Raw genomic sequence first — 18,870 nt, 5'->3', positions numbered from 1 at the left:
GACAAGCTGGGCGCGGCGCTGGGCGCTTCGCGCGCCGCGGTGGACGCGGGCTACGCGCCTAACGACTGGCAGGTCGGTCAGACCGGCAAGATCGTCGCGCCGCAGCTGTACGTGGCGGTCGGCATCTCGGGCGCCATCCAGCACCTGGCTGGCATGAAGGACTCCAAGGTCATCGTCGCGATCAACAAGGATCCGGAAGCGCCGATCTTCGGCGTGGCCGATTATGGCCTGGTCGGCGATCTGTTCCAGGTCGTGCCGGAACTGGCCGGGACTCTGTAATTCCCCGCCCGCTCCCACGAGAAACCGGCCTTCGGGCCGGTTTTTTCATTGGGGCGGGATTCCATTTTCACTATGTGGACCGGGTCCCGCACGCGCTGCGTCCGCAAAGACCCGCAACTTGCGTAGAGTGTCGACGACACCGATAGCCAGTGCCGTGGGACGATCGGACCACGCAAACATCTCTTGGGGCCAACGCGATGCACACTCCGGAAAGCTTGCCGTTCGTTATGATGCGCGGTGGAACGAGCAAAGGAATTTTCCTCCGGGAATCCGACGTTCCCGCTGACCGCGAATCGCTGACGGCCCTGTTGCTGGACATCTTTGGCAGCCCTGACCGCCGCCAAATCGATGGTTTGGGCGGAGCCGACAAACTGACCAGCAAGGCTGCCATCATGGGCCCGCCACGCCGCGAAGACAGCGACGTCAGCTACCTGTTCGGCCAGGTCGGAATCCTGGCCCCGGAAGTCGATTACAACCTGAACTGCGGCAACCTGACGGCTGCCGCCGGCGTATACGCGATTGAAAGCGGCCTGGTCGCTCCCCGGGACGGCCATACGCTGGTACGCGTCCACAACCTCAATACAGACCGGATTGTCCACGTCAGCGTACCGACAACGTCGACGCAGGTCATCACCCAGGGCGATCTGCAGATCGGCGGGGTTCCCGGACAGGGCGCGCCCATAGCGTTGGATTTCTCGCGAGCGGTCGGCGCGATCACCGGCCGGCTGCTGCCCTTCGGAGAAGCGCGGACGGAAATTGCCGTTCCAGACAGGGGAAACGTGACGGTATCCGTCGTGGATGGCGCGAACCTCGTCATTTACGCCCACGCCGAGTCCTTCGGGCTATCCGGCACGGAAGATCCACAGGCTATCGATAGCGATCCTGCGCTGCGCGCCCACATGGACGCATTGCGTCGCGAGGTCGCCATCCGCCTGGGATTGAGCGAATACTGGCACCAACGCAGCGCCCCATCCACGCCGATGCTGGTAATGCTGCAAAAGCCTCGCGATTACCATACGTGCACGACGGGCGAACTGATCAGCGCCGATCGCCTGGACCTCGTGTGCAGACAGTACGCCTCCGGCTCCGCCAGCAAGACGCTAGCCGGTACGGTCACCGTCACGACCGGCATGGCTTGCGGAATCGCCGGCAGCCTTCCCGCCCAACTCTGCGGCGAGCCCGGCCCGAGACGCTATACCTTCGGGCATCCAAGTGGCGTCATTCACGTAGATGCCAGCGTGACGCGGCGCGGCGACAGCTGGCATGTCGAACAGGCGGCCATACAACGAACCGCGAGGCGCATCGCGGAAGGACGTGTTTTCCTGCGCGGAACGCTCCCGTAATCGAGGGGAGGCGGGCGCATCAATGCGCTGCGCGGCGCATTGCTGGATACGGCAGCCACCGGGGCCCTGGCGCGGCGCATTGCGCCCTTGGGCTGGCACTTGCAGCGGCATGTCGAGGGCGCGCCGGGCTATCGCGCGCTTGCCCTCTTGGCGGAATTCCTGCTGGGAACCGCGCCGCAGCGCCTGCTCTGGGGCTCCGACTGGCCCCATCCCGGCTGGCGCGCGCGAGGCGCGGGTCGACAACCCCGCGCGTCTATATGGCTTTACCGACGCGCCGGCAAAAAAATAGCGATCGACAAGGCGAATCGCGCCCGCCCTACCCTTGCCCCGCGCCCATCATCGAGCGCGACAGGCGGCTGGCCGCGGCCAGGATCGACTCTTTATGTTCGAGCAGCACCGATTCCGTAAGACGAGAGAGCGGGCCTGAAATGCAGATCGCGCCCTGCAAGGTCCAGTTGATGCCATAGACCGGGGCGGAGATGCTCGACACCTCGGCGTCGCGTTCGCCCAGAGAAAGCATGTAGCCGGCGCGGCGTATCGATTCATAGGGCTCACCCTCCGCTCCGGAGAACGCGAGCAGGACCCGGCCCGGGCTGCCCAATTCCAGCGGCAGCGCGGCGCCGACGCGCACGTGGTGACGGATGGACTTGGGACCTTCGACACGCGCCATGCAGATGCGCTGCTTGCCCTCGCGCACGTAGAACGTCGCGCTTTCGCCGGTGGCGACCGACAGTTCGCGCAGCACCGGCTGCACCACCTCCACGATATTGAACGTGGCCTGGTAACAGGCGCCCAGCCAGCCAGCGGCGCGCGCCAGACGCCACGTGCCGTCCGGCCGTTGCGCCAGGTAGTCGTCCATCGCCAGCGTGCGCGCCAGCCTCAATACGGTGGAGCGGTGGCACCCGGTGCGCCGGCTCAGCTCCGCCAGGGTCAGGTGCGCGTCGTCCACGCCGAAAGCCTCGAGGATTTTCATCGCGCGGCGCACCGCCACCACGCCTTCTTCCGCAGGGGATTCGTCTGAATCCAGCGTCACATCATCGCTCATTGTACGGAACACGTTTCGTTGTACGAACTCGCATTGTATTCCTCGGAACACGCATCCACAATGCTCCCACCAAAAACAAAGATCGGAGACTAACCATGAAGCAGATCGCGCGCGTGCTGTCCGGCCTGGCCCTGATGTGCATGACCGCCCTGAGCGCGGCTCAGGATTACCCCAACAAGCCCATCCGCCTGATCGTTCCGTTCCCGCCTGGCGGCGGCACCGACGTACTGGCGCGGGAAGCCGCGATCAAGGTGGCGGCCAACACGGGCTGGAACATCGTCACGGAAAACCGGCCTGGATCGGGCGGCAATATCGGCGTGGACGCGGTGGCCAAGTCGGCGCCGGACGGCTATTCGCTGGTGCTGGGCCAGACCAGCAACCTCGCGATCAATCCCACCCTCTATGCCAAGCTGCCCTACGACCCCGAGAAAGACCTGACCGCCATCGGCCTGGTCGCCGATGCGCCGCTGGTGATCGTGGTGCCGGCCAACTCGCCGCTGAAGTCCTTCGACGACATGATCGCCGCAGCGAAGGCCAAGCCGGGCGTGCTGAACTTCGCCAGTTCGGGCAATGGCACGGTGGCGCACCTGGCCGCGGTGCAATTGCAGAACGCCGCGGGCATCAAGCTCACCCATATTCCCTACAAGGGCGCGGCACAAGCCTCCAACGACCTGATCGGCGGCCAGATCGACATGTACCTGTCGTCCGTGCCCACCCTCATCGGCCACGTGCGCAACGGCAAGATGCGGGCGCTGGCCGTGACCTCGGCGCAGCGCGTGCCGGACATGCCGGACGTGCCTACCGTCGCCGAACGCGGCTTTCCCGGCTTCGAAGCGGTGACGTGGTTCGGCCTGGCCGCGCCCGCGGGCACCCCGAAAGACATCGTGCAGCGCCTGAATGCCGAATTCAACAAGGCGCTGCAGACGAAGGACCTGAGCGTGAAGTACCAGGAGCAGGGCGCGCGCGTGCTCACCGGCACGCCGGAAGGATTCGCCAGGCTGATCCATGACGACCGCATCCGCTGGGGCAAGATCGTCAAGGATTCGGGCGCGAAGGTGGAGTGATCCGCCATGCGGGCCCGCTATCCCTATTCCAGCGGCGACGCGCGGCCGGCCGTCGCCGTCCCGGCCGGCGCGTGCGATTGCCACATCCACGCCTATGACGCCCGCTACCCGGCCGCCGCCGGCGCGAAGCTGCTGCCGCCGGACGCCTCGATGCCGCAGTACCGCGATATCCAGGCCCGGCTGGGGACGCAGCGCGCCGTACTGGTCACGCCATCGACCTATGGCGCCGACAACCGCGCCATGCTCGACGGCCTGGCGCAATTGGGCGAACAGGGGCGCGGCGTGGCGGTGATCGACGGCACCGAAAGCGATGCGCGGCTCCAGGCGCTGAGCGACGCCGGCGTGCGCGGCATCCGGCTCAATCTTTCGCTGGGCGTGACGAGCTCCGCCGATCAGATCCTGCCCTTGGCGGCGCGCATCGCCCCGCTGGGCTGGCACATGCAATTGCTGATGGCGCCGGATCACCTGGCCGCCATGGCGCCGGTGCTGTCCGGCCTGCCCGTACCGATCGTGTTCGACCACATGGCGCGCATCGCCCCGCATCAAGCCGGCGCGCATCCGGCCCATGCGCTCGCGCTGCGCCTGCTCGAACGCGGCCGCGCGTGGGTCAAGCTGTCCGGCGGCTACATCGTCAGCGCCCGGCGCTCCATTGAAGACGCCGCGCTCGACGCGCTGGCGCGCAGCTATCTCGACGCCAATCCCGAACGCGTCGTGTGGGGCAGCGACTGGCCCCACGCCTCCGCGTCGTCGGGTATGCAGCCCATGCCCGACGACGCGCGCCAGCTCGACCGGCTGGCCGACTGGACCGGCAGCGCCCGGCTGCGCCAGGTCCTCGTCCACAACCCGGCTGCCCTCTATGGCTTTCCGGCATGAACCGCACACCACGGAGACACCCCATGCAAGCCCCGCCCGCCTTCTCCCGCCGTAGCTTCCTCGCCGCAACCGCGGCACTGACCGCAAGCGCCGCCTTCGGCGTGCGCGCCGCGCAGGCGTGGCCCGCGGGCAAGACCATCACCTGGGTGGTGCCCTACCCGGCCGGCGGCAGCACCGATGTGCTGGGCCGCGCCATTGCGCAGCAACTCGACGCCTTGCTGTCGACTCGCGTGATCGTCGACAACCGCCCCGGCGCCACCGGCACCATCGGCGCGGCCCGCGTGGCCCGCGCGGACGCTGACGGCCTGACCCTGCTGGGCACGTCCATCGGGCCGCAGGCGATCGCGCCGCACGTCCTGGGCAAGCTGCCCTACGACCCCGTGGCCGATTTTGCGCCCGTGATCATGATCGGCACCATCCCGCATCTGCTGGTCGTGGGCAAGGCCCAGCCTTTCAGGACGGCGGCCGAACTGGTCGGGGCGGCGAGGCAAGCGCCAGGGAGCCTTGCCTACGCCTCGGGCGGCACCGGCACCATCCTGCACATGCAGGGCGAGCTCCTGCAGCAGAAGACCGGCGCGCGCTTCCTGCACGTTCCCTACAAGGGCGACACGCCAGCGCTGCAGGACACGCTGGCAGGCCAGGTCCAGTTCGCGTTCATTCCCGCCGCGGCAGCGCTGCCGCACGTACAGACCGGCGCGTTGCGCGCCCTCGCCGCCACGTCCGCGCAACGCCTGCCGGCGCTCCCCGACGTGCCGACCATGGCCGAAGCCGGCTTCGACGATTTCGTGGTCGAGCAATGGCAGGCCGTGTTCGCGCCGGCCGCGACGCCCCCTTCCGTAATCGGCAGGCTCAACGCGGATATCGGCCGAGCGCTGCAACGCCCCGCGCTCGTCGGGCTGGCCCGGCAGCTTGGCATCACGCTGGCCGGCGGCACGCCGCAAGCGCTGGACCAGACGCGCAAGGCGGATTTCGACAAGTGGGGCAAGGTCATCCGCGAGGCCGGCATCAAGCCGGCTTGAGCTCATCGTTTTTCCACTCCGAACAGGAAACATTCATGGCCAATCAGGACATCATCAAGGAATTTCCCCGCGTGGACGCCGGCATCGTGCGCCGTGCCGCGGAACTGCAACCCGCCATCCTGGCCGACGTGGCCGGGCGGCGCGGCGCGCTCAGCGGCCGCATCCGGCCCCTGCATCCCGGCATGAAAGTGGCCGGCACCGCGCTGACGGTCGAAGTGCGCCCGGGCGACAACCTCATGATCCACGCCGCGATTTCGCTAGCCAGGCCTGGCGACGTGCTGGTCATCGACGGCAAGGGTGATCTCAGCTCGGCACTGATGGGCACCATCATGATGAACGCCTGCCGCAAGCTGGGCATCGCCGGCGTCGTGATGGACGGCGCGGCGCGCGACACGGCCGAGATCATCGAGATGGACTATCCGGTATTTGCCGCCGGCGCCAACCCCAATGGCCCGACCAAGAATGTGCCCGGGCGCATCGGCCATCCGGTATCGGTGGGCGGCGTAACCGTCCATCCCGGCGACTTCGTCATCGGCGATGCCGACGGCGTGGTGGTGGTCGAACGCGAAAAAATCGCAGGGCTGTTGCCTGCCGCCGAGAAGAAAGTGCGCGACGAAGCCGCCCGCATCGCCGCCATCCAGGCCGGCGACACCGCGGCCAAGTGGCTCGACGCGGCCCTGCGCGCGGCGGGCGTTCTGAAGGAAGGAGAATCGCTGTGAACGCTGCCGCCACGGGCAAGCCCGTCATTGTCGTGACCGCGGCGGACCTGGCGCCGGAGGCGCTGGCGCTGTTGCAGGACTTCGAGCTGGTCTTCGCGGGCAAGACCCCCGCCGAGGAAGGCATCGTCGCGCTGTGCCGCGAGCGCAACCCGGTCGCCATCATCGTGCGGTACAGCAAGGTGGGCGCCGCCGCGATGGACGCCGCCCCCGCATTGCGCGTGATTTCCAAGCACGGCAGCGGCACCGACACCATCGACAAGGCGGCGGCCGCCGAACGCGGCATCCAGGTCGTCGCCGCGGTGGGCGTGAACGCTGCCGCCGTCGCGGAACAGGCCCTGGCGCTGCTCCTGGCCTGCGCCAAATCGGTGGTGGGGCTGGACGAGCGCATGCGCGCGGGCCACTGGGACAAGTCCACCCACAAGAGCCTGGAGCTGGACGGCAAGACCATCGGCCTGATCGGCCTGGGGGCCATCGGCCAGCGCATGGCCGCCATGGCCCGCGGGCTGAACATGCGGGTGGTCGGCTTCGACCCGTATGCCGGGAGCCTGCCCGATTACATCGAAAGCGTGCCGCTGGACGCCCTCTGGCGCGAAGCCGACGTGGTGTCTCTGCACTGCCCGCTTACCGACGACAATCGCGGCATGGTCAACGCGGCGACGCTGGCGCAATGCAAGCCCGGCGTGATCCTGGTGAACACGGCGCGCGGCGGACTGGTCGACGAAGAAGCGCTGTTGCAGGCGGTGCGCTCGGGCCACGTACGGGCCGCGGGCCTGGATAGTTTCGCCGTCGAACCCATGACCGCCGGCCATCCGTTCCAGCAGGAGCCGCGCATCATCCTGAGCCCCCACATCGGCGGCGTGACCGGCGCGGCCTACGTCAACATGGGCGTGGCCGCGGCGCGCAACGTGCTGGACGCGCTGACCCGCGCCAAGGCGCAGGCCTGAAGGAGCTCAGCCATGCCGCAACGATGGAAACACGCGCCGGCCGGCAGCAACTGGGGCGAGTTCGGCCCCGACGATCAACGCGGCCGCATGAACCTGGTGGATCGCGCCAAGGTGCTGCAAGGCATCGCCGAGGTCCGCGAGGGGCTGACGTTCTGCCTTTCGCTGCCGCTGGACGTGCCGGGCGGCATGGCGCTGAATCCGCGGCGCCTGCCCCCGCAGCGCTACGCCACGCTGCGCGACGGCAAGAGCGCCGGCGCTCAGGGCTTCTGCTGGTCGTATGCGTCCGAAGACCCGCTGCTGACCGACGTGGTGTGCGACGACGTGCTGCTGATGAATACGCAGTACTCGACCCAATGGGACAGTCTCGCGCACATGGGCAGCCGCTTCGACGCCGACGGCGACGGTGAAGCCGAAGCGGTGTTCTACAACGGCTTTCGCGCCGGCGCCGAGATTCGCGCGGCAGGCGAAGACACACAAGCGCCGGCGGACTGGGCCCGCTTCCCCGGTCCTGTCGCCGGCGCGCTGGGCATCGAACAGCTGGCCGAGCACGGCGTGCAGGGCCGAGCGGTGCTGATCGACCTGGAGGCCCACGTCGGCCGCACGCGGACCGCGGTCGGCTACGACGCCTTGATGCGGATCCTGGATGCGGACGGCGTGCGCATCGAGGCCGGCGACATGGTGTGCCTGCACACCGGCTTCGGCGACACGCTGATGGCGATGAACCGCCAGCCCGATGTCGCGCGGCTGCATGCCACGGGCAGCGGCCTGGACGGCCATGACGAACGCCTGTTGCAGTGGATCGTGGATTCGCGCCTTGCCTGCCTCATCGCCGACAACCCCGCGGTGGAGCTGGTGCAGCCGGTCAGCCTGAGCGGCGCCGCCACCCCGCTGCGCCGCCCGCGCCTGCCGTTGCACGAGCACTGCCTCTTCAAGAACGGCATCCACCTGGGCGAGCTCTGGTGGCTGACGCCCCTGGCGCGCTGGCTGCGCGCGCGCGGGCGCCACCGCTTCCTGCTGACCGCGCCGCCGCTGCGGCTGCCCGGCGCGGCGGGCTCGCCCGCCACCCCCATTGCCACCGTCTGACCCTAACCCTAGCCCATCGGGCGCAGCGGCCGGCACAGGCTGCGCGCCCTCCCGACGAGGAGACACTTCGTGAAACGCATCCGCATCCTGCCCGCCGTCCTGGCATTCTGCGCCGGCGCAGCCGCCGCCCAATACCCCGAACGCCCTCTCAAGCTGGTCGTTCCCTATTCCGCTGGCGGCGCCGCCGACGCCCAGGCCCGCCTGGTGGCGCAGAAGCTGGGCACGCGGCTGGGCCAGACCGTCGTGGTCGAGAACAAGCCCGGCGCCAGCGGCTCCATCGGCGCGGCCAGCGTGGCGCATGCCGCGGCCGATGGCTACACGCTGCTTTACGACGCGACCGCGTTCGCCATCAATCCGTCGCTCTACAAGAAGCTCAGCTACGACAGCCGCCGCGACTTCCAGCCGGTGTCGCTGGTCAGCCTGACGCCGAATCTGCTGGTGGTGCGGGCCCAGTCCCCCTACCAGCGCATCGAAGACCTGACCGACGCCGCGCGCAAGGGCCACCTGACCTTCGGCACGCCGGGCCAAGGCACGGCGCAGCACATCGCCGCGGCCTGGTACGCGCAGGGCAACAAGCTCGCGCTTACGCACGTGCCCTACAAGGGCGGCGCGCCGGCGCTGACCGACCTGATGGGCGGCCAGATCGACATGATGTTCAGCAACATGGCGGCGTCCTACCCGCTGGTCAAGAGCGGCAAGCTGCGCGCGCTGGCCGTGACCTCTCCCAAGCGCGTGGACGCCCTGCCCGATCTGCCCACCGTGGCGGAGAGCGGCGTGCCGCAGTACTCGGTGTACGAGTGGAACGGCGTATTGGCGCCCGCCGGCTTGCCGGCCGATGTGGCGGCGCGCATCGAACAGGAATTGCGCGCCACGCTGCAGGATCCCGCGCTGCGCCACAGTCTGCAGGAGCTCGGGGCCCAGCCAGTCGGTTCGACGGCCGCCGAATTCCGAGCCTTCCTGGACGAACAGATGGAACGCTCGGCCCACATTCTTGCCGCCGCCGGCATCCCAAAGGAATGACGGGGCGTCCAGCCCGCGCCCCCCTGGCTTACGGAGACCCGCCATGAAATCCAAGCTGTCCATCCTGGCTGCCCTGCTGCTTGCAGCCGGCGCCGTCCACGCCGCCTATCCCGAGCATCCCGTGCGCGTGGTCGTCGGCTTCTCGCCCGGCGGCCCCACCGATGTGGTCGCGCGCGCCTTCGCCTCGTACGCGTCGCAGGCGCTGGGCCAGACCTTCGTGGTGGAGAATCGGCCTGGCGCCAACACCATCCTCGCAGCCGAAGCCGTGGCCAAAGCGGCGCCCGACGGCTACACGCTGTTGTTCGGCGCCACCAATCACACCATGATCCCGGCGCTCTATGCCGACCGGGTCAAGTTCGACGCGCTCAAGTCCTTCACGCCGCTATGCGCCGTCGCGGTCAGCCCCACCGTGCTCGTCACCGGCCCCGCCCTGAAGGTGAGCTCGCTGGACGCCTTTCTTGCTCGCGCGCGCGCCGCGCCGGGCCGGCTTACCTATGCAACGCCCGGCACCGGCAGCTCCGGCCATTTCGCCACGGAGCAGTTCCTGCGCCAGACCGGCGTCAGCATGAACCACATCCCGTACAAGGGCGCGGCCCAGGCCGTCTCGGACCTGATGGGCGGCCAGGTCGACAGCTCGCTGGCGACGCTGGGCTCGGTGCTGCCGCAAGTGCAATCCGGCAAGCTCACGGCCCTGGCCGTGGCCGCGCCCAAGCGCCTGCCGCAACTGCCCCGGGTGCCCACGTTCGATGAGGCCGGCGTGCCCGGCTACACCGCCGACGCCTGGTATGGCGTGCTGGCGCCGGCCGGCCTGCCGCCGGACGTGCGGGCCCGCCTGGAGGAAACGGCGCGCGGTTTTTCGCAGGCCGACGCCACGGCCAAGAGCCTGGACGCCCTGGGCATGCAGCCGCGCGAGACCTGCGGCGATGCATACGCCGCCCAGCTTTCCCACGAAATCGATACCTATCGCAAACTGGCCCAGGAACTGGGCCTCAAGGCGGAATAATCCTTGCACGACAACAGAGGAAGACAAATGACCAACCGTGTTCGAACCTTGCCCGCCGTCCGATGCGCCGCGCTGGCGCTTGCCGCCGCCCTGCCCCTGCTTGCCTGCGGCGCTGCCCGGGCCGCGGACGCCTGGCCCAGCCGTCCTGTGCGCGTGGTGGTGCCCTATGGCCCCGGCGGCGCGGTCGACGTAGCGACGCGCAAGATGGCGCAGATGCTGTCGACGCAGACCGGCCAGAGCTTCATCGTCGAGAACAAGCCCGGCGCCACCGGGACGATCGGCGTGAGCCAGGTCGCCCGCGCCGCGCCCGACGGCTACACCCTGATGGCGAACGACACGACCTATCCGCTGCTGCCGCATATCTTCAAGCAGTTGCCCTTCGATCCCGCAAAGGACCTGCAGCCCATCTCCGCCTTCGTGTTCGCGCCGATGGCGCTGGCCGTATCGAACGACAGCCCCTATCGCAAGCTGGACGATCTGATCGCCCGGGCGCGAGCCAAGCCCGACACGATCACCTATGGTTCCGGCGGCCCCGGCACCACGCCTCATTTCGCGGCCGAAGGCCTGGCCCTGGCAACGAACGTGAAATTCATGCACGTGCCGTTCAAGGGCGCGGCCGAAGCCACCCAGGCCGTGCTGGGCAAGGTGATCGATTTCCAGTTCGCCTCCACCACGGGCGTCATGGGTCCGGTGCAGGGCGGGCAGTTGCGCCTGCTGGCGGTGAGCGGCGACAAGCGCCTGGCGGTGCTGCCGGACGTGCCGACCTTCACCGAGGCTGGCGTGAAGGATTTCGGCGTGGTCAACTGGACGGGCTTGTGGGCGCCCGCGGGCACGCCGCCGGACGTCACGGAACGCCTGCAACGCGAGGTCGCCAAGGCCATGGGCTCGGAAGACATGCAATCCTTCGCCACCAAGATGGGCGCCGAGCCGCGGGCGGCCGACGCCGCCGAGTTCGGCCGCATCCTGGCCGACAGCAGCGTGATGTGGGGCAATGTGGCCCGCAGCATCGGTTACGACGCCAAGTAGGCTTCGAGGAAACGACATGTTCTTTCTGCAGGCGCCCGACGTGGCGCAATTCGATGTCTGGTCGCCCATGCCCGACCGCTTCCGCCGTCCCGAGCGCAGCGATTGGGCGGACGCCAACCGCGGCGGCGTGCCCGTCGATTCGTTTCTGGAAGGCCCCGTGTTCGACCGGGAGGGCAACCTCTACGTGGCCGACATCCCCTGGGGCCGGGTGTTCCGCATCGGCCCGGACCGCGAATGGTCGCTCGTGGCCGAATACGACGGCGAGCCCAACGGCATGAAATTCCTGGACGACGGCCGGCTTCTCATTACCGATTACAAGAATGGCCTGATGGCGCTGGACGTCGAGAGCGGCCGGATCGCCCCTTACCTGGCGCGCCGCAACAGCGAGCGCTTCAAGGGCGTGAACGACCTGATCTTCGACGCCCAGGGCAATCTGTACTTCACCGACCAGGGCCAGAGCGGCCTGCACGACCCCACCGGCCGGCTGTATCGCCTGCGGCCCGATGGCCGGCTCGACTGCCTGCTCCACAACGTGCCCAGCCCCAACGGCGTGGCCCTGTCGCCCGACGGCAAGGTGCTGTACCTGGCGGTAACGCGCGGCAATTGCGTGTGGCGCGTGCCGCTGATGTCAGACGGCAGCGTCAGCAAGGTAAGCCAGTTCTTCACGTCGTACGGCCCCAGCGGGCCGGACGGCCTGGCCGTGGACCGCGAAGGCAATCTGCTGGTCTGCAATCCGGGCCTGGGATATGTGTGGCTGCTCAACCACCGTGCCGAACCCCTGCGGGTCTGGCGCAGCCCCCTGGGCCTGTCCACCACCAATCTTGCCTTCGGCGGCGACGACGGCCGCACGGTGTTCTGCACCGAGTCGGTGTCGGGCGCCATCCTGTGCGCGCGAGCGCCGCATCCTGGACTCGCTCTGATCCGATCTGAATTGCGCGAGGGCCCGTCACCCTGAAAAGCACCTTGATAGCCCCCCAATGATGAAACACCTTCATCCTCGGCACCGAAAATCTCTTCAGCCGCGATTACTACCCGTTGCACAGCCAACTGTTGCGCAGCAACACCCATACCCGCCGGCTCCCGGCCGCGGGAGGCGTGTTGTCGGCGCTCAGGAGAGCTTGGTCGGGAACAACGCGGGCGCCGCGAATCTGCAGCAGCGGGACAAGATGTGAAGCGTCGTCGCTCGGCATGCTACGAAAGGTTCGCCTGAATCTCGGAATTTGGCGGCCTTGGCCGCGTTCTGGATGCGACTAATGGGTGGGCATGTGGGGAGGGCATGTAACGACCACCCGGCGGTTGCGGGCTATGGTTCCGAAGCCTGGGAATGGCTCAACCAATCGCTGCCGGCCGTGAGCGCCGACTCGACAGCGCCAAGCACCCCCAAAAAAGGATGTCCCTCTCCCTCTTTAATCTCGCACATGGACAGATCGGAATGCGTGCAGTTCAGCAGAAACTGCGGAGCGCCTGTCATGGTAGGCACGCGCAGCAGCAAGGGACCTTGCTCCAGCCACTTGCGACCAAAGGCGCGGGTGACGCCGAGGTCGTGCTGCCAGAAACGCGGCGGCTCGGGGGTGGCGATGCAGCGCGCCGGGACCTGCACTTCAAGCAGGCGATAGCCTTGCGGAAGCCCGTCGGGACGTCGAACCTCGACCAGGGCCAGGCGCGCGAGCAACGCGGCGACCGGAGACGCGTCCAGCACGATGACCGGCGCGCCGGCGTGGGTCCAACGGCTCGCCAGGGGCGCCGTGCCGATCAGCGCGTCGCGGTTGCTCAAGCGCCAGAGTGTCGTCATATCAAGTTGCCTTCGTCTATCATGATCAGCCAACGCTCGAGCAAATCCGCTTCTCTCGCGGTGCGCGCCGTATCCAGCGGCGCGCGGCCCTGCAGACGGACCTTGGGATGGTCCAGCCAGGCGCGGGCCGCGTCCCGATCGCCAAAGACCAACTCGGCCAGCCAGACGATGCGCAAGCCCCGGTACAGCGCGACGACATACTCGCGGCTCATGGCGACGGGCCCGGGTTGGGGCAACAGCCGCGCCAGGCGTTCCGGCGTGAGGCTGTCCTGGAGGGCGTCGAGCAGCGCCGGCCCGATGGCGACGGACCGGGGCGAGCTGGCATAGCCCAGCGACGCCCGGATGCGCTGGTTGAGCCGGACCCGCGCGCCCTGCCCGACGTCGTCCTTATTGAACGGCCACCGGGGATGGAGGGGGGCTCGTCGCGCCGACTGCTGGATGAGATGCCGCCTCGAAAGCGGCGCTGACTTCCCCGCCGTCGATACTGACTGTTCCGCCATTGATCAGACCCTCCAGATAGGCGCGCGCGGCTTGCTGCTGGCGCTGGGTGCGCAATGCGGCGCGCAGTTGATCTTCGACTTGCGCCAGCGGTTGCGCCTGCGCTTCGTGAACGTCCACGACTTTGACGATGTGGACGCCGCCGGGCAACTGGATCGGATCGCTGACCTCGCCCTTGGCCATTTTCTGCACGACTTCGCGCAGGCCCGGGATCAGCTGCTGCAGCGCCATTTCGCCGCTGTCGCCGCCTTTTTCCGCGCTGGTCTTGTCTTGCGAGTACTCGCGCGCCAGGGCGGCGAAATCCGCTTTCTCGGCGCGGACGCGCTTGACCAGATCGGCGGCCTGCTTGCTGGCGCGAGCCACGGCCTGCCCGTCGGTATACGGCGCGGCCAGGTAGATCTGGCTGATGCGATAGCGCGCCGGCACGGTCAGTCGCGCCTTGTTCTGATCGTAGGCGGCCTGCAGTTCCTGCCGAGAGGGATAGTCCGCGGGCGGTTCGCTGACGGACTCCAGATAGGTGCGCAGTACGACCTGGTCGCGGGTCAGTTCCAGCGCGCGGCGAATCTCCGGGCGGCTGGCCCACCCCTGGTTGCCGGCTTGCGCGATCAGGGCTTTTTCGGCCAGGCGCGCGCGCAGCCACTGGTCCAGCGAGGCCCGGTCCGCCTGCAGCTGCATCCGTTGCTCGATGGTCAGGCCGCGCAGGACGTCCTCGATGTCGGCTCGCGAGATCGAGACATCTCCCAGGGTGGCGACAGGCTTGTCAGCAGGCGTCACGGTCTGCGTGGCCGCCGGTGCCCCATCGGCGCTGGCCTGCGCGGGCGCCGCGGCCTGGTCCGACGCCTTGGCCTGGGCTTCGCTCTTGTCGCCGCAGGCGCCCAGCAAGACCACGCTCAAACCCGCCGCCGCGACCGCGCGCAAGATATTGCATTCGTTCATAAACGCTCTCGAAAAGGACTGATCACGATCACGCGACGGTTTCTTGCGCCGCGTGGCGGGTCGCACCACCCTCTTCCTGCGCCGCAGTCTCGACCGCCTCCGGCTGCTGCCCGCCCTCCTGCCGAACATACTGGCGCAGGAACATCAAAAACTCCTGCAACAGGCGGTCCCACAGTTCGATCTTGGCGCGCACATGGTCCTGGCTGACGCCGCCGGCGACGACCACGTCCATTTCCAGCACCAGGAAGGAGCCGCCCTGCACCGTCAGGCACGCAAAACGCTTGCCCACGTTCCATGAGCCCACCAGGTCGTCGGGCAGTTCGCCCTGCACGCGCAGTGCACACCTGAACGTGTAGTCGACGAACTCGCCCTCCTTCGGCCCGGGGTTGCCGAAACGCACGGAGAATCCCGCCCCTTGGCTGGCGCTCAGCAACTGCAGCGAACCGTTCTGATCGGAACGGCTCACTCGCAGGCCGGCGTCGTGCAGCAGCGCGGTCAGGCTGTCGGCCGTAACGATCTGGATGAGAGTAGTGCTGTCGGTCATTGTGTATTGCTTCCATGTAAGAAAAATGAAAACTCAATCCGCGGGGCTGGATTCCGCGGCGGCCGGCGGCTGACGCGCGTCTCTATTGAACTGTGCGTCGTACAGCTTGTCGCCATGGCCCTGGGCCTGCTCGTCGAACATGACTCGCGCCTTGCCGGCAAAGGGCTGCCGGATCTTGAGCATGTCGCCCGTGCCGAACGACTCGTAGGCCGCCAGCAGTTCTTTGCCGGCGGCATACATATCGGCGTTCTTGCTTTCGCACATCGTCAGCAACCCCTCGCGTTCCTTGAGCGCGGTTTCGAGACTGTTGCGCCTGGCTTCGCTGGCGCGCGCCATGCCCAGCAGTTCGTCGTAAGCGCCGCGCACCTGGGCGGCATGCGCCTGGCTGGCTGCGACCTGTTCCCGGGCGGCTTCGCGCACCTGGTCCAGCTTGCCGGCTTCGGTTTGCGCCGCCTCCAGCTTTTGCTGCAGTTGCCTGCCTTGGCCGCGCAGTTGCTCGACCTCTTTCTGCGCGGCATCGCGTTGCGCTTCGGCCGTGCTTTTGGCGGCGTTGAGCTGGGCGCGTTCGCTTTGCAGCTGTTGCAGTTGTTGCGTGACGCTGCGCAGCTCGGTGCGCAGACGCTCTTCCATGCTTTGCGCCTGGGCCGTCACGGGCGCGCCCAGGACCGCCGCCAGCGCGAGCCCCAATGCCGCCAGGCCGCCCGGCGCTTGCTTGCGAGTACGAACTGAAGTTCTCATGTCTGCCTTTTCCATCAGAAGCGCGCGTTGATTTCCGCTTGCACGATGTCGACCGCGTATGGCGCGCCATAGACTTCCTTGGAACTGGTCCAGCGCAGCAGGCCGTAGACGTTGTCGTCAAAGGCGTAACCGCCGCCCAGGAAGTAGCCGCGCGCATTGGTGCCGCCCAGATGGAACGTGGAATCGTTGTAGCCGTCCGGCATGGCGTCGGGTTCGATGTACTTGTAGCCGGCGAACACCATCCAGTCGCCCTTGTTGCGCAAGTCCAGGCCGCGGCCCAGCGCCGCCTGCAGCATCCAGGCATTGGGGCCGCTTTCTATCGACGCGCCGTTCGCGCCCGCGCGATTGTTGACGACGTTTCCGACACCGCCGGCGCGGCTGCGCATCTCGCCTTCGTCGTAGGCCAGGTTGCGCACGTAGTTGCCATGCAGACGCAGGCCCAGACCGTCGAAGGCCTCGGTGTCCCAGATGAGGTTCACGTCCAGCAGGTTGAACTTCGAGGCCAGGCCGACGTATTGGTATTGGTCGTTGGCGGCGTTGGTCGGGTCCCCGGGGATGGCGGGAACCAGGTTGCGCAGCAGGAAGGCGGTGTTGCCCTGCTGCATGAAGGCCGGGCGCGACCAATCGGTATCGCAGACCGCGTAATCGGTGCGGCACGGCGACGACCGCTGGCCGGAGATATTGTCAAAGCGGTAATACGCCAGGGAGCCGGTCAGCGCGTTGCGTTTGTTGATTTCCCACTTGGCGCCGACCTGCGCGCCAAACAGCCACTTGTTCTCGGTCTCGCCTTCGCTCCAGCTGCTGTCCGACCACTTGCCGAAGGTCTGCTCCAGGGCAAAGGCGCCCAGGGTGCCGAACATCGTGACCGGACGATCGGCCAAGGCCTGCTTGAACACGGCCGAAACGCCGTCGAAGTTCAAGTCGTTCGAATACAGCATGTCGGTCGACAGGAAGGGGTTGGCGGCGCGGCCTGCCGTTATGTTGACCCACTCCCTGGGGCGGTATCCGATGTACATCTGGTCCAGCCACACGTCTTTCTTGCTCATGCCGCCGCCCAGCGTCTGGGTGGTGGACACCGGGCTGTCGTCGCTGCCCGAAGCCAGGCGCACGCCGGCCAGCCATTGATCCGAGATCTGGGCCTTGACGCCGAGGCGCGCGCGGACGCGCAGCATGTTGCGGCGATCCTGGCGGGTGTTGGTGTACGGGAAATCCAGCGAGTAATCCTGGCCGTTGGCGGTGATGCGGATGGGGCCGTTGTTGTTCCACGCATTGAAGTTGATGATGTTGTCGGCGTTGTACGAGTCGTACAGGCGCGACTCGTAGCGCGCGCGCACATCGCCCTCGACCGTGATGCGAGAGACCCAGTCGGGAAAGGTATTGGGCTGGGCCCAGTTCTCGGCCTTGGCCTGGACCATGACCTCTTGCTTGACCTCGTCGCGGATGCTGGCGCGCACGGACTCGGGAATGTAGGGCACGCGCACATCGCCCGGCTGAGCGATAGCGGCGCCCGCCGCGCCGATCTGGGCCGTCTGGGTCTTTTGGGCCTGGGCGGCTTCGGCCTCGGCCTGCTTGACCAGGGCGTCGGCCTGCTCCTGCTTGAGCACGCCCTGTTCGACCAGCATGCGGATCAGGTTGATCGTGGCGTTGGAGGAGGTCTGTGCCTGCGCGGCGGCAGGGCCCGCGCCCATCACCATGGCGACGGCCAATGCAACGGCCAATCGTGTGGGTTCAAGTTTCATCTTCAAACTCCGAATCTAGGAATCACGTTCAAGACAATGCGGTCAGGATGGGCGGCGGCCCGACAAGGAGGCGCGGATGGGCATGCTGACCGAGGCTGGCGGACGTTCGCCCACGGCGGGCACGGCGCGCAGCGCGGTTATCACTTTTTCGTCGATCTCGGGATCGCCGCTGGAACGGGTCAGCTCGACGCGCAGGATCTGCCCGGCCTGGTTCAGCCAGATGTCGACGTTCATGCGAAAAATCAGATTGCGGGTCCGATCGTCCTCGCGCAGGATCTTCTGCAGGGCGTAGGCCATGTACTGGCTGTAAGTGGCGTTGCCGGCGCGGCCGCCGCCAGAGCCTGACATGCCGCGCCCTTGGCCCGCGCCGATGTTGAAGGCGTCGGTGCCCGCCTGCGAATCGGCATCCATCTGCATGGGGTCGGCCAGATCGTCCGACGGCGAAGGCGGCGCGTTGTCCTCGGGCTTGGGCGCTTCTTCCACCGGCTCGGGCTCGGGCTGCGGCTCCGGCTCGACCACTTCTTCCGGCTTCGTCTCGGGCTCGGGCGGAGGCTGTTCGGGTTCCGGTGGCGGCGGCGGAGGCGGCGGCAGCGGAATGATCGCGGGCACCTGTGGCGCCTGTCGCTTCACGCCCGCCATATCGTTGGCCCATTGCCAGGCGAAATAGCCCAGCACGGCCAGCACCGCCACGATCCCCACGCCCTTGGCGATGCGGACCGCCCGGCGCTTGCCCTTGCGTTCGGCTGGATCAGGAAAGTTCGACGACATGTTGCGCGCTCTAAGGGGTCGGCTTGCCGGTTACCAGGCCAACCTGGGAGAGTTCGAGACGGCGCAGCAGATCCAGCACCTCGACCACTTTCTGGTACTGCACGACGGCGTCGCCGCGCAGGATGATCGGAAAGTCCGGATTCAGCGCCTTCTCGGTGCGCAGACGGTCTTCCAGCTCCTGCAAGGTCACCGGATAGGCGTCCAGGAACACCTGGCCGGCCTCGTTGATGGAAATGGCCTTGGTCTTGGGCTGGGCCAGCGACACCGTGCTGCTGGCCTTGGGTAGCTTGACCTGGATGCCGGAGATCTGGGCGGTGGCGGTCAGGATGAACATGACCAGCACCACCATAAGCACGTCGACCAGCGGCGTGATGTTGATGCCATCGACGGGCGCGCCGTCATCGTCATCGCTCGTGGACACGGATGCCATGTCGAAT

21 protein-coding genes are annotated in these 18,870 nt (G+C 67.6%); 12 read left to right on the top strand and 9 right to left on the bottom strand.

The annotated features are described in order from the left end of the window. Together ACN6PJ_RS27185 and ACN6PJ_RS27180 are read left to right on the top strand one after the other, a co-directional pair. Positions 1 to 279: electron transfer flavoprotein subunit alpha/FixB family protein (locus tag ACN6PJ_RS27185; protein WP_427998883.1), on the top strand; the 279-nt coding region annotated here is incomplete at its 5' end. 197 nt (positions 280 to 476) lie between these two features. After that, the gene (locus ACN6PJ_RS27180; protein WP_427998882.1) at positions 477 to 1,622 is read left to right on the top strand and encodes a PrpF domain-containing protein; all 1,146 of its coding nucleotides are present in this window, start codon (positions 477 to 479) and stop codon (positions 1,620 to 1,622) included. A gap of 316 nt (positions 1,623 to 1,938) precedes the next feature. On the opposite strand, the gene ACN6PJ_RS27175 is transcribed toward ACN6PJ_RS27180, so the two are convergent. Next, entirely contained in the window at positions 1,939 to 2,667 is a 729-nt protein-coding gene (locus tag ACN6PJ_RS27175; protein WP_427998881.1) for an IclR family transcriptional regulator, read from the bottom strand. Positions 2,668 to 2,762: 95 nt separating this feature from the next. On the opposite strand from ACN6PJ_RS27175, the gene ACN6PJ_RS27170 reads away from it, so the two are divergent. The 10 genes from ACN6PJ_RS27170 (at position 2,763) to ACN6PJ_RS27125 (ending at position 12,373) form a co-directional block, all read left to right on the top strand. Further along, complete coding sequence (locus ACN6PJ_RS27170) at positions 2,763 to 3,731, top strand: Bug family tripartite tricarboxylate transporter substrate binding protein (RefSeq protein ID WP_427998880.1); 969 nt, start codon at positions 2,763 to 2,765, stop codon at positions 3,729 to 3,731. A 6-nt stretch (positions 3,732 to 3,737) separates the two neighbouring features. Then, the gene (locus ACN6PJ_RS27165) at positions 3,738 to 4,604 is read left to right on the top strand and encodes an amidohydrolase family protein (RefSeq protein ID WP_427998879.1); all 867 of its coding nucleotides are present in this window, start codon (positions 3,738 to 3,740) and stop codon (positions 4,602 to 4,604) included. A gap of 23 nt (positions 4,605 to 4,627) precedes the next feature. Further along, on the top strand, positions 4,628 to 5,623 hold the full coding sequence (locus ACN6PJ_RS27160; protein ID WP_427998878.1) for a Bug family tripartite tricarboxylate transporter substrate binding protein: 996 nt from the start codon (positions 4,628 to 4,630) through the stop codon (positions 5,621 to 5,623). A 35-nt stretch (positions 5,624 to 5,658) separates the two neighbouring features. Next, complete coding sequence (locus ACN6PJ_RS27155; RefSeq protein WP_427998877.1) at positions 5,659 to 6,342, top strand: RraA family protein; 684 nt, start codon at positions 5,659 to 5,661, stop codon at positions 6,340 to 6,342. Further along, positions 6,339 to 7,286 carry an NAD(P)-dependent oxidoreductase gene (locus tag ACN6PJ_RS27150; protein WP_427998876.1) on the top strand — a complete coding sequence of 316 codons (948 nt, stop codon included), beginning with the start codon at positions 6,339 to 6,341 and terminating at the stop codon, positions 7,284 to 7,286. Before ACN6PJ_RS27155 ends, ACN6PJ_RS27150 begins: the two co-directional genes overlap by 4 nt. 12 nt (positions 7,287 to 7,298) lie before the next feature. After that, entirely contained in the window at positions 7,299 to 8,369 is a 1,071-nt protein-coding gene (locus ACN6PJ_RS27145) for a cyclase family protein (protein WP_427998875.1), read from the top strand. Between the two features lie 69 nt (positions 8,370 to 8,438). After that, positions 8,439 to 9,389, top strand: coding sequence for a Bug family tripartite tricarboxylate transporter substrate binding protein (locus tag ACN6PJ_RS27140; RefSeq protein ID WP_427998874.1), 951 nt, complete (start codon positions 8,439 to 8,441; stop codon positions 9,387 to 9,389). A gap of 43 nt (positions 9,390 to 9,432) precedes the next feature. After that, the gene (locus tag ACN6PJ_RS27135) at positions 9,433 to 10,392 is read left to right on the top strand and encodes a Bug family tripartite tricarboxylate transporter substrate binding protein (protein WP_427998873.1); all 960 of its coding nucleotides are present in this window, start codon (positions 9,433 to 9,435) and stop codon (positions 10,390 to 10,392) included. Between the two features lie 27 nt (positions 10,393 to 10,419). Then, positions 10,420 to 11,418, top strand: a complete 999-nt coding sequence (locus ACN6PJ_RS27130; RefSeq protein WP_427998872.1) for a Bug family tripartite tricarboxylate transporter substrate binding protein — start codon at positions 10,420 to 10,422, stop codon at positions 11,416 to 11,418. Between the two features lie 16 nt (positions 11,419 to 11,434). Continuing rightward, positions 11,435 to 12,373 (top strand): SMP-30/gluconolactonase/LRE family protein, encoded by a 939-nt coding sequence (locus tag ACN6PJ_RS27125; RefSeq protein ID WP_427998871.1) that lies wholly within the window; start codon positions 11,435 to 11,437, stop codon positions 12,371 to 12,373. 348 nt (positions 12,374 to 12,721) lie between these two features. On the opposite strand, the gene ACN6PJ_RS27120 is transcribed toward ACN6PJ_RS27125, so the two are convergent. The 8 genes from ACN6PJ_RS27120 to ACN6PJ_RS27085 all read right to left on the bottom strand — a co-directional run bounded on the left by ACN6PJ_RS27120 (position 12,722) and on the right by ACN6PJ_RS27085 (position 18,863). Further along, complete coding sequence (locus ACN6PJ_RS27120) at positions 12,722 to 13,210, bottom strand: RES domain-containing protein (RefSeq protein ID WP_427998870.1); 489 nt, start codon at positions 13,208 to 13,210, stop codon at positions 12,722 to 12,724. Beyond that, positions 13,207 to 13,446, bottom strand: coding sequence for an MbcA/ParS/Xre antitoxin family protein (locus ACN6PJ_RS27115; protein ID WP_427998869.1), 240 nt, complete (start codon positions 13,444 to 13,446; stop codon positions 13,207 to 13,209). The genes ACN6PJ_RS27120 and ACN6PJ_RS27115 overlap by 4 nt, the downstream gene beginning before the upstream one ends. Before the next feature lie 151 nt (positions 13,447 to 13,597). After that, positions 13,598 to 14,644: a peptidylprolyl isomerase gene (locus tag ACN6PJ_RS27110; protein ID WP_427998868.1), complete on the bottom strand. Its 1,047-nt coding sequence runs from the start codon at positions 14,642 to 14,644 to the stop codon at positions 13,598 to 13,600. Between the two features lie 28 nt (positions 14,645 to 14,672). Next, entirely contained in the window at positions 14,673 to 15,188 is a 516-nt protein-coding gene (locus ACN6PJ_RS27105) for a YbjN domain-containing protein (RefSeq protein ID WP_427998867.1), read from the bottom strand. A 33-nt stretch (positions 15,189 to 15,221) separates the two neighbouring features. Next, on the bottom strand, positions 15,222 to 15,926 hold the full coding sequence (locus tag ACN6PJ_RS27100) for a DNA repair protein (protein ID WP_427998866.1): 705 nt from the start codon (positions 15,924 to 15,926) through the stop codon (positions 15,222 to 15,224). A gap of 14 nt (positions 15,927 to 15,940) precedes the next feature. After that, entirely contained in the window at positions 15,941 to 17,665 is a 1,725-nt protein-coding gene (locus ACN6PJ_RS27095) for a putative porin (RefSeq protein WP_427998865.1), read from the bottom strand. Positions 17,666 to 17,707: 42 nt separating this feature from the next. Then, complete coding sequence (locus tag ACN6PJ_RS27090) at positions 17,708 to 18,433, bottom strand: energy transducer TonB family protein (protein WP_427998864.1); 726 nt, start codon at positions 18,431 to 18,433, stop codon at positions 17,708 to 17,710. 10 nt (positions 18,434 to 18,443) lie between these two features. Then, positions 18,444 to 18,863, bottom strand: coding sequence for an ExbD/TolR family protein (locus tag ACN6PJ_RS27085; RefSeq protein WP_427998863.1), 420 nt, complete (start codon positions 18,861 to 18,863; stop codon positions 18,444 to 18,446). Positions 18,864 to 18,870 lie beyond the last annotated feature (7 nt).

It is taken from the genome of Achromobacter sp. (assembly GCF_050285585.1).
Lineage (GTDB): Bacteria > Pseudomonadota > Gammaproteobacteria > Burkholderiales > Burkholderiaceae_B > Achromobacter.
Note: the sequence above shows the minus strand (reverse complement) of the source record. Positions and strands in the feature narration are given on the sequence as shown.